We start from the raw sequence: 7,530 nt of genomic DNA, 5'->3' as shown, positions 1-7,530 counted from the left end.
TGCTGTGGGTTACAAAACCTTTTCACAAAAAGTAGTTTTGGAGGCCAACCAAAATAAAACTCTGGATATAAATTTGGAAGTCGGTGACATGCAAATGAATGAAGTTGTAGTAACCGGGACCTTAAAAGAAGTAAACCGACTGGAAACCCCCGTACCAGTGGAAGTTTACAACCCTACCTTTTTTAAGATGAACCCAACACCGTCAGTTTTTGAGGCCATGCAAAATGTAAATGGCGTAAGGCCGCAAATGAATTGTAATGTTTGTAACACAGGGGATATTCACATCAATGGTTTAGAAGGACCATACACGATGGTATTGATAGATGGCATGCCCATCGTAAGTGGTTTGAGTTCGGTTTATGGTTTATTTGGAATACCAAATGCTATCATTCAGCGAGTAGAAGTAGTAAAAGGCCCGGCTTCTTCTTTATATGGTTCTGAAGCTGTTGGAGGTCTCATCAATGTAATCACAAAAAATGCCGATAATGCCCCTGTATTTTCAGCGGATGTAACGGCCTCTTCGTGGCAGGAATACAATACTGATCTTTCTTATAAGTTTAATGCCGGCTCAAAAGCTTCTGTACTCACAGGTATAAATTACTTTAACTATAGCAATCCTATAGACAACAATGGTGATGGTTTTACTGACCTCACCTTGCAAGACAGACTATCAATATTTCAAAAGTGGAACTTCAATAGAAAAAATAATCGCTTGCTATCATTGGCAGGAAGGTATATGTACGAAGATCGCTGGGGAGGTCAGATGCAGTGGTCGTCAGAAAATAGAGGTGGTGATCAGGTCTATGGAGAGAGCATATATACTGAGCGCTGGGAGGTAATTGGTAATTATCAGCTACCCGTTGAGGAAAAAATGCTTTTAGCTTTCTCATACAACAACCATGATCAGAATTCTTACTATGGAGACATGCCATATTTTGCCAACCAAAAAATTGCCTTTTCACAACTGACGTGGGATAAAACTTTAGGCAATCACGATCTGCTGTTTGGCTCGGCCATCAGGTATACTTTCTATGATGATAATACCGCAGCTACTTCAGCACCGGATAACCTGGAAGCCAATAAGCCAGACAAGACATGGCTTCCCGGCATATTTGCTCAAGACAACATTAAAATAAATCAAAAACAAAGCTTACTGCTCGGGCTTAGATACGACCAACATTCTGAGCATGGTGGCATTTGGACACCTCGATTGGCTTATAAGCTGGCTTTTAATGATAACAACATTTTTAGAATCAATGCGGGTACTGGTTTCCGGGTTGTCAATTTATTTACCGAAGAACATGCAGCGCTCACTGGAGCTCGAGAAGTTGAAATTACTGAGGAACTAAACCCTGAGCAAAGCTATAATGTAAACCTCAACTACATAAAGAAGATATATTTTAACAATGGCACATTTCTAGGTGTAGATGCTTCAGCCTGGTATACTTATTTCGAAAATCAAATATTACCAGACTATGAGACTGACCCCAACAAAATTATATATGACAATCTAAATGGCCATGCCATCACACAAGGTGTGTCAATCAACTTTGATGTAGAGCTACTAAATGGCCTTAAATTACTTGCGGGCACTACGTTTATGGATGTTTACACTGAAGAAGAAATTGATAACCAAACCGTACGATCAAGGCCTTTGCTTACCGAGAGATGGTCTGGCACATGGGGCGCTTCTTACACCATCAGTAGTCTTAATCTTGGTATAGACTATACGGGTAATTTCTATAGCCCGATGAAGTTGCCTGTTTTAGGGGAGAATGACCCACGCCCGGACGAGTCTCCTTGGTGGAGCATACAAAACATTAAACTTTCGTGGACTAAATCAGGCAGCCCATGGGAAATATATGGTGGTGTTAAAAATCTCTTAAATTTTACTCCGGCAGATAATAGTATATTCAGAGCCCACGATCCTTTTGACAGAAATCTCGACCCTGACAATCCTAATCTCACATTTGACCCGTCATATGTATACACTTCAAACCAGGGAATCAGAGGCTTTTTAGGGCTACGATATACATTGGCCAAATGATACGATTTTGCTGCATATTTCTTTTAGCTATTTCTTGCTATGCTACCGCTACTGGTCAAATCAAAAGCTATTCTTTCAATGAGCTAGACAGCTTATTAAAGATTGAGTCTAAACCTGTAATAGCTTTTATTTACACCGACTGGTGCAGGTATTGCAAGGCGATGGAAAATACTACTTTTAGAAATGATGGGGTGATGAGCAAAATAGAGAACGCTTATTATTTTATCAGACTCGATGCCGAAGATGAAAGACCTGTGAATTTTGGAGGGCAAACCTATAGATTTAAACCAAGCGGTAACCAAACAGGCGTGCACGAGTTGGCTCAACTCATTGGTGAAATTGACGGGTCGTTAGAGTACCCTACCCTCATATTTTTTAATAAACAGTTGGATGTATTATATAAGAAATCGGGCTACGTGAGTGCTGAGCAATTGCTCCAAATGCTGAATATTATAGAGGCTAATCTTAATTAGGCCACCTGCATTTTATCATTGTCGTTTTCGATTTCTTCCTGACGATAATAGGCGCGTTTGAGTGAGGCAGCTAGGCGAGCAGCATATTTTCTGGAATCTGATTGAATTGATTCAACGGTACCATCTTTAATCTCTACCTGCACAGCAAACTCATCAGGAAACAAGAGCATTCTTACTATAGCCCATAAAAGTGCTATTACACCAAATCCGATTGACACGAAATTGAGATCTATAAGCCAGATTTCATCACCCATATCAAAAGAAACTGACTGAAGCATTTCTAACGATCCCAGTATAATGGCGACAATGCCTATTACAAAAAGGATCATGCCTCTAAGCTTATGTGGAGTAACTCTTTTTAAATTGATTTTGTTGATTTGCCTCAGTGCGTAGGCTTTCTGTCCCGCGTAAAACTTTTTACTCGTGATTCTGATGCCTTTAAAGTCGCTATAGAGTATGTCTTCTTCCATTGGGGTATTCTATTGGATTGAAGTATAGCAAAATAAGTGCCCTATGTTAACTAGTTATATATTAATGCATTACCTGTTGAATTTGTTTAGAAACGGTAAAATATTCTACATTTAGCGAGACGTTTTTACACTTTTTATTTCCTTTGCTTCATGATAGTTGCTAAACCAAAAGTCGGCACCCTATTTAGTTTGGGTGTTTTTATTGTAATTTGTCTTCTTATTTCCGGTTACGCTATAGGCCACTACTTATCAGGGGCAACTATGGAGTGGTATCACTATACATTGGCTATCATATTTTTTCCAATAGGTATGGGTTTGCTTTTCAGACTATTACTCGGCTATCGGGTTGTAAGAGTTGGTAAGCAAAAAATAGAGATTCACTTTCCCTCACGTTTTACTACAAGAAATTACAAGCTCAGAGACATTGTAAAATGGAAAGAAGTAGAGGTGAAGACTGTGTCTGGTACTTTTAAAGAACTGGAGATATTTTTTAATGACAATAAAAAGATAGCACTCAGTATACAAGAGCATACCGACTACCAGCAATTGAGAAAATACATGCAAAAAAAATGTAGTAAATTAAAAGTAGATGCTTAAAAACATACTTTTAGTCGGGCTGGGAGGTTTCTTTGGCAGCATCGCCAGGTACCTTGTTTTTCTTTTGATCGATAAGCGATGGAGTACGGCCTTTCCACTGAGCACTTTTACTGTGAATATTGTTGGCAGCTTAATACTGGGCTTTTTTGCCGGCATGCTCATTAGGCATCATTTTACGGAATCAGCGCGATTTTTTATTGCGGTTGGCTTTTGCGGTAGCTTCACTACCTTCTCTACATTTGCTTACGAAAACATGCAGCTGCTTTGGGAAAAACCTTGGATGGCCGCCATTTACATCATTGCGAGTTTGAGTGTTGGGTTAGGAATGGTCTTCCTTGGCTACCACCTCGGCAGAAACGTCTGATTAATCTTCTTTCTTAAACTTACCCTGCTTTACATCATTTATAAAGTTTGACCACCTCGCAGGATTAAGAAAATTATTTGGTGGGATTTTACCGTGCAATTCGTAGAGTCTCTGATAGCGCATTTGATCGTAATAGTACTCATATTCTCTACTATCGTTTACGGCATCATTCATATCTCTTTTTACTTCAGACACAACCTGATCCATACCAACCTCCTGCACATCTACATCTAAAAAGGCTCTCTCAAAATTTTCTAAAGTAGGCCACGGAAATACTACAACCTCCTCCAGCAATCTTGTTTCCTTTATCAGAAGTTGTACTAATGAGTAGGTCTTGGTACCTAGTTTAAATGGCATCACAAAAGCAGCATCTTTATAGCCAATAGAGGTGAAATTGAGGGTATCTCCCGGGTTTATGAAAATACTAAAATAGCCACTGTTATCTGACGAGGTACCATACTGAGTGCCAGATACCTGAATACTTACAAATGGCACCTCTTTACCATTGTCTGCATCCATGACCACACCAGTAAGACGTATGGGGTCTTTCTTTATTTGGGCAAAAGTAAGTGTAGACAGCACCATAAAAGATGCTGTCATTATTATAAACTTTAGTTTTCTATTTGTGAGACCAATCATATTTATCTAACGATTCTAAGCAGTTACTTAACAAGTTTATACTACCATCTATATCATCTTTATTGGCCATTTCTATAACCTGATGTAAGTGGCGTGTTGGTATTGAGACCGCACCCGATATAGCACCTGACTTACCCATGCGCTGAATACCTGCTGTATCGGTCCCTCCTGCTGTTAACAACTCAGGCTGCCATTTGATTTTATTTTCTTCAGCTATTTTCTTCATGTAGTCTACCATACGGTAATCACAAATAGTCATAGCATCCATGATTTTTATGGCTGTACCTTCTCCCAAAGAGGTCACTTTTTCATGTGCACTCGCTCCTGGTAGGTCATAAGCGATGGTGGTATCGAGGCCAAAACCAAAATCGGGGTTGATACTGTGTGCTGCTACATTAGCACCTCTTATGCCTACTTCTTCCTGCACAGTAAATACTCCATACACATCGTAAGGGCATTCTTTAAGGTTTCTAAGCGTTTCTATTAAAATAAAAACCGACACCCTATTGTCAATTGACTTACAGTTTACACAATTGCCCATTTCTATTAGCTCACGCTCTCGGGTAATAGGATTACCAACTTCTATTAATTTTTCAACCTCCTCCTTATTCATGCCCAAATCAATATAGTAATCCTTGATTTTAGGCATTTTATTTTTCTCTTCCGGGGTCATGACATGAACTGGCTTTGTTCCCATTACGCCAATAACATCCTCTTTTCCGTGTATTACTACGCGTTGAGCGGTAAGTGTTTTTGGGTCGAAACCACCCAATGTTGTAAATCTCACAAAGCCTTTGTCATCGATGTGTGTAACGATAAAGCCTATTTCGTCCATATGAGCAGCTACCATCGCACGCTTCTCATCACTTCTCCCTTTTTTGAGAGCGATCACATTACCCATATTATCTACCGATATATCATCTACAAGGGGTGTCACCTCTTCGATGATCATATTTCTAATTTTGCTTTCATAACCAGGCACACCTGGTGCTTCACATACTTTCTTTAATAATTCTACGTTTATAGCCATGTTATGTGTCTTTATTATAATTTAAAACAATACTAGATATAGTTTACCACCTAAGCAATTAACAAGCACCCAGCGAATTGTTTCTATAGTCTGCTTATTTAAACCGTCTTTGATCTATTAAGTAAAATTTTACCCGCAACAATAGCTACGATTGATGTGTAATTTCCACAATTATGATGGGCATTGGTAACAAAAACCTCTCAAATACCTCCAAAAAAGCCCCTTTTGAGACTTGGGAATGAAGATTGCAGCTATGAGGGCAAAATCAAACGATGAAAACAATGAAAAAAGTAACACATTATTTCACAGTGTTGATGTTGGCTACATTAATTGTTAGTTGTAATCAAAAAGAAGTTGATCAACTAACAGCTGAGAAACAAGAGTTAACTGTAGAGAAAGATTCTCTCAACTCTAATCTAGAGGCATATATGCAAACTTTTAACGAGATTGAAAGAAACCTCGAAGAGATAAAACAAAGAGAGGATAAAATCAATCTAAAAACTACTGATAATGTAGAGTTTGCAGAAGGTGATGCGAAATCAGCAGTTGTAAACGACATTCAGGCAATTAATACCTTGATGCAGGAAAACCGTCAGAAGATGGAAGAACTGCAGGGTGAACTAAGCAGCACTAATGCTGAATTCAAGCAGATGGTGAACAGACTCAATAGTAGATTGAAAGAGAAAGATGAGCAAGTAATTGCTATGAAAGAAGATCTCGAACAATTGAATATTGAGAAAGAAGCGCTTACCAAAGATGTTGAGAAACTAAGCTATACAGTAGATACTCTTGAGAACAAGTCTAATTTGCAAGCTAAAGTAATTGAGACTCAGAATGAGAAAATTGACAATCAGACTGAGGCACTTAATACTGGTTATGTTGCAATTGGTACTTCTAGAGACTTAGAAGAAGAAAAAGTAATTGAAAAAGAAGGTGGTGTATTAGGTATAGGTAGAACTGAAAAGTTAAGTACTAACTTAAATGAGCAGGCGTTCGAAAAAATTGACGTGACTGCTACCACAGCGATACCTGTTTTTGCCAAAAAGGTAGAACTTGTAACTAATCACCCTAAAGGATCATATGAGTTGAAAAAGTCAGCTGACGAGAAAATTCAGCAGCTTACAATTCTTAATCCTGACGAATTCTGGAAGTCTACTAAATACCTTGTAGTAGTGGTAGACTAACCTAAAGCAAGATTTATCGTACAGGTAAAATAAAAACAACTTTCTATAGTTAAAACAGTAATGAGGCTTTGTGTATACATGGCCTCATTACTTTTATAATTTAATTTAAAACACAAACTTCACTGGTGATAGTGTGTTTTAACTGATAATTATTACACTAAGACTTTTACGACCTTACTGGTTAAATAAAGTCTGGTTACCTTGAAAATAAACCAAAAACAAATGAAAACTAAAACCAACAAAAACCTAACGCTCATCTTGACATTGATGCTAGCCATAATCATTGGTGGTGTCTCATGTAAGAGTAAAAAGAAGTTAACCGATGTCTCCGATCCTGATGAAAACAAAATGGAGAATGTAGAGGAAACAGACTCTATGGATGAAGATGAGGAAGAAGAAGGCGATGAAGTTGCCATAGAAGAACCAACAAAAAAAGAGAAAGTAGAAACTAAACTCTCAGACTATTTTTCTGCTATAGCTAATGCTCCAAGTGTTGCATCTGCCAACAGAAGTATAGAAGAAGCGCTCAATTTATTTGACTCACCTGATGCTTTGGTACTGATCGTAATTGCCAATACCAATGGCAAGAAGGATTATGATAGACCAACCACTATCAAAGAATATCTTAACTATTTAAAGGACCAGAAGAAAAACATCAATCGCATTGGCACCTTTAAACTCAATGCATCAAACGAGATCACAGAACTAGAGCTAATCAAAAAATAA

At 38.2% G+C, this 7,530-nt stretch carries 9 protein-coding genes; 6 read left to right on the top strand and 3 right to left on the bottom strand.

What is annotated here, in order from left to right; all coding sequences use genetic code 11:
* Both E1176_RS09540 and E1176_RS09535 read left to right on the top strand, forming a co-directional pair.
* Nucleotides 1-2,047, top strand: a 2,047-nt coding sequence (locus tag E1176_RS09540; protein ID WP_155210385.1) for a TonB-dependent receptor plug domain-containing protein, incomplete at its 5' end; no start/stop codon positions are given.
* Nucleotides 2,044-2,520, top strand: coding sequence for a thioredoxin family protein (locus E1176_RS09535; protein WP_155210384.1), 477 nt, complete (start codon nucleotides 2,044-2,046; stop codon nucleotides 2,518-2,520). The genes E1176_RS09540 and E1176_RS09535, both read left to right, overlap by 4 nt.
* Here the strand turns inward: E1176_RS09535 and E1176_RS09530 are convergent.
* A complete protein-coding gene (locus E1176_RS09530) occupies nucleotides 2,517-2,990 on the bottom strand; it encodes a DUF6232 family protein (protein WP_155210383.1) in 474 nt (157 codons plus the stop codon). The genes E1176_RS09535 and E1176_RS09530 overlap by 4 nt on opposite strands.
* A gap of 150 nt (nucleotides 2,991-3,140) precedes the next feature.
* Here E1176_RS09530 and E1176_RS09525 point away from each other — a divergent pair, with 150 nt between their 5' ends.
* Nucleotides 3,141-3,587, top strand: a complete 447-nt coding sequence (locus E1176_RS09525; RefSeq protein ID WP_155210382.1) for a hypothetical protein — start codon at nucleotides 3,141-3,143, stop codon at nucleotides 3,585-3,587.
* Nucleotides 3,580-3,951, top strand: coding sequence for a fluoride efflux transporter CrcB (gene crcB, locus E1176_RS09520; RefSeq protein WP_155210381.1), 372 nt, complete (start codon nucleotides 3,580-3,582; stop codon nucleotides 3,949-3,951). The genes E1176_RS09525 and crcB overlap by 8 nt, the downstream gene beginning before the upstream one ends.
* Here the strand turns inward: crcB and E1176_RS09515 are convergent, their stop codons facing one another.
* Both E1176_RS09515 and E1176_RS09510 read right to left on the bottom strand, forming a co-directional pair.
* On the bottom strand, nucleotides 3,952-4,551 hold the full coding sequence (locus tag E1176_RS09515) for a carboxypeptidase-like regulatory domain-containing protein (RefSeq protein WP_185152725.1): 600 nt from the start codon (nucleotides 4,549-4,551) through the stop codon (nucleotides 3,952-3,954).
* Nucleotides 4,552-4,570: 19 nt separating this feature from the next.
* Nucleotides 4,571-5,620: a M42 family metallopeptidase gene (locus E1176_RS09510; RefSeq protein WP_155210379.1), complete on the bottom strand. Its 1,050-nt coding sequence runs from the start codon at nucleotides 5,618-5,620 to the stop codon at nucleotides 4,571-4,573.
* A 281-nt stretch (nucleotides 5,621-5,901) separates the two neighbouring features.
* Here E1176_RS09510 and E1176_RS09505 point away from each other — a divergent pair, with 281 nt between their 5' ends.
* Together E1176_RS09505 and E1176_RS09500 are read left to right on the top strand one after the other, a co-directional pair.
* Nucleotides 5,902-6,804 (top strand): Cbp1 family collagen-binding glycoprotein adhesin, encoded by a 903-nt coding sequence (locus E1176_RS09505; RefSeq protein ID WP_155210378.1) that lies wholly within the window; start codon nucleotides 5,902-5,904, stop codon nucleotides 6,802-6,804.
* A 222-nt stretch (nucleotides 6,805-7,026) separates the two neighbouring features.
* Nucleotides 7,027-7,530 carry a nucleoid-structuring protein H-NS gene (locus E1176_RS09500; RefSeq protein ID WP_155210377.1) on the top strand — a complete coding sequence of 168 codons (504 nt, stop codon included), beginning with the start codon at nucleotides 7,027-7,029 and terminating at the stop codon, nucleotides 7,528-7,530.

Origin of the sequence: Fulvivirga aurantia, assembly GCF_009711475.1 — a bacterium.
Classification (GTDB): domain Bacteria; phylum Bacteroidota; class Bacteroidia; order Cytophagales; family Cyclobacteriaceae; genus Fulvivirga; species Fulvivirga aurantia.
Note: the sequence above shows the minus strand (reverse complement) of the source record. Positions and strands in the feature narration are given on the sequence as shown.

Bases quoted from the DNA above. Each gene is read 5' to 3' on its own strand.
- E1176_RS09525 (WP_155210382.1), top strand. From the start codon at position 3,141: ATGATAGTTGCTAAACCAAAAGTCGGCACCCTATTTAGTTTGGGTGTT.
- E1176_RS09505 (WP_155210378.1), top strand. From the start codon at position 5,902: ATGAAAAAAGTAACACATTATTTCACAGTGTTGATGTTGGCTACATTA.
- E1176_RS09535 (WP_155210384.1), top strand. From the start codon at position 2,044: ATGATACGATTTTGCTGCATATTTCTTTTAGCTATTTCTTGCTATGCT.
- E1176_RS09510 (WP_155210379.1), bottom strand. From the start codon at position 5,620: ATGGCTATAAACGTAGAATTATTAAAGAAAGTATGTGAAGCACCAGGT.
- crcB (WP_155210381.1), top strand. From the start codon at position 3,580: ATGCTTAAAAACATACTTTTAGTCGGGCTGGGAGGTTTCTTTGGCAGC.
- E1176_RS09530 (WP_155210383.1), bottom strand. From the start codon at position 2,990: ATGGAAGAAGACATACTCTATAGCGACTTTAAAGGCATCAGAATCACG.
- E1176_RS09500 (WP_155210377.1), top strand. From the start codon at position 7,027: ATGAAAACTAAAACCAACAAAAACCTAACGCTCATCTTGACATTGATG.
- E1176_RS09515 (WP_185152725.1), bottom strand. From the start codon at position 4,551: ATGACAGCATCTTTTATGGTGCTGTCTACACTTACTTTTGCCCAAATA.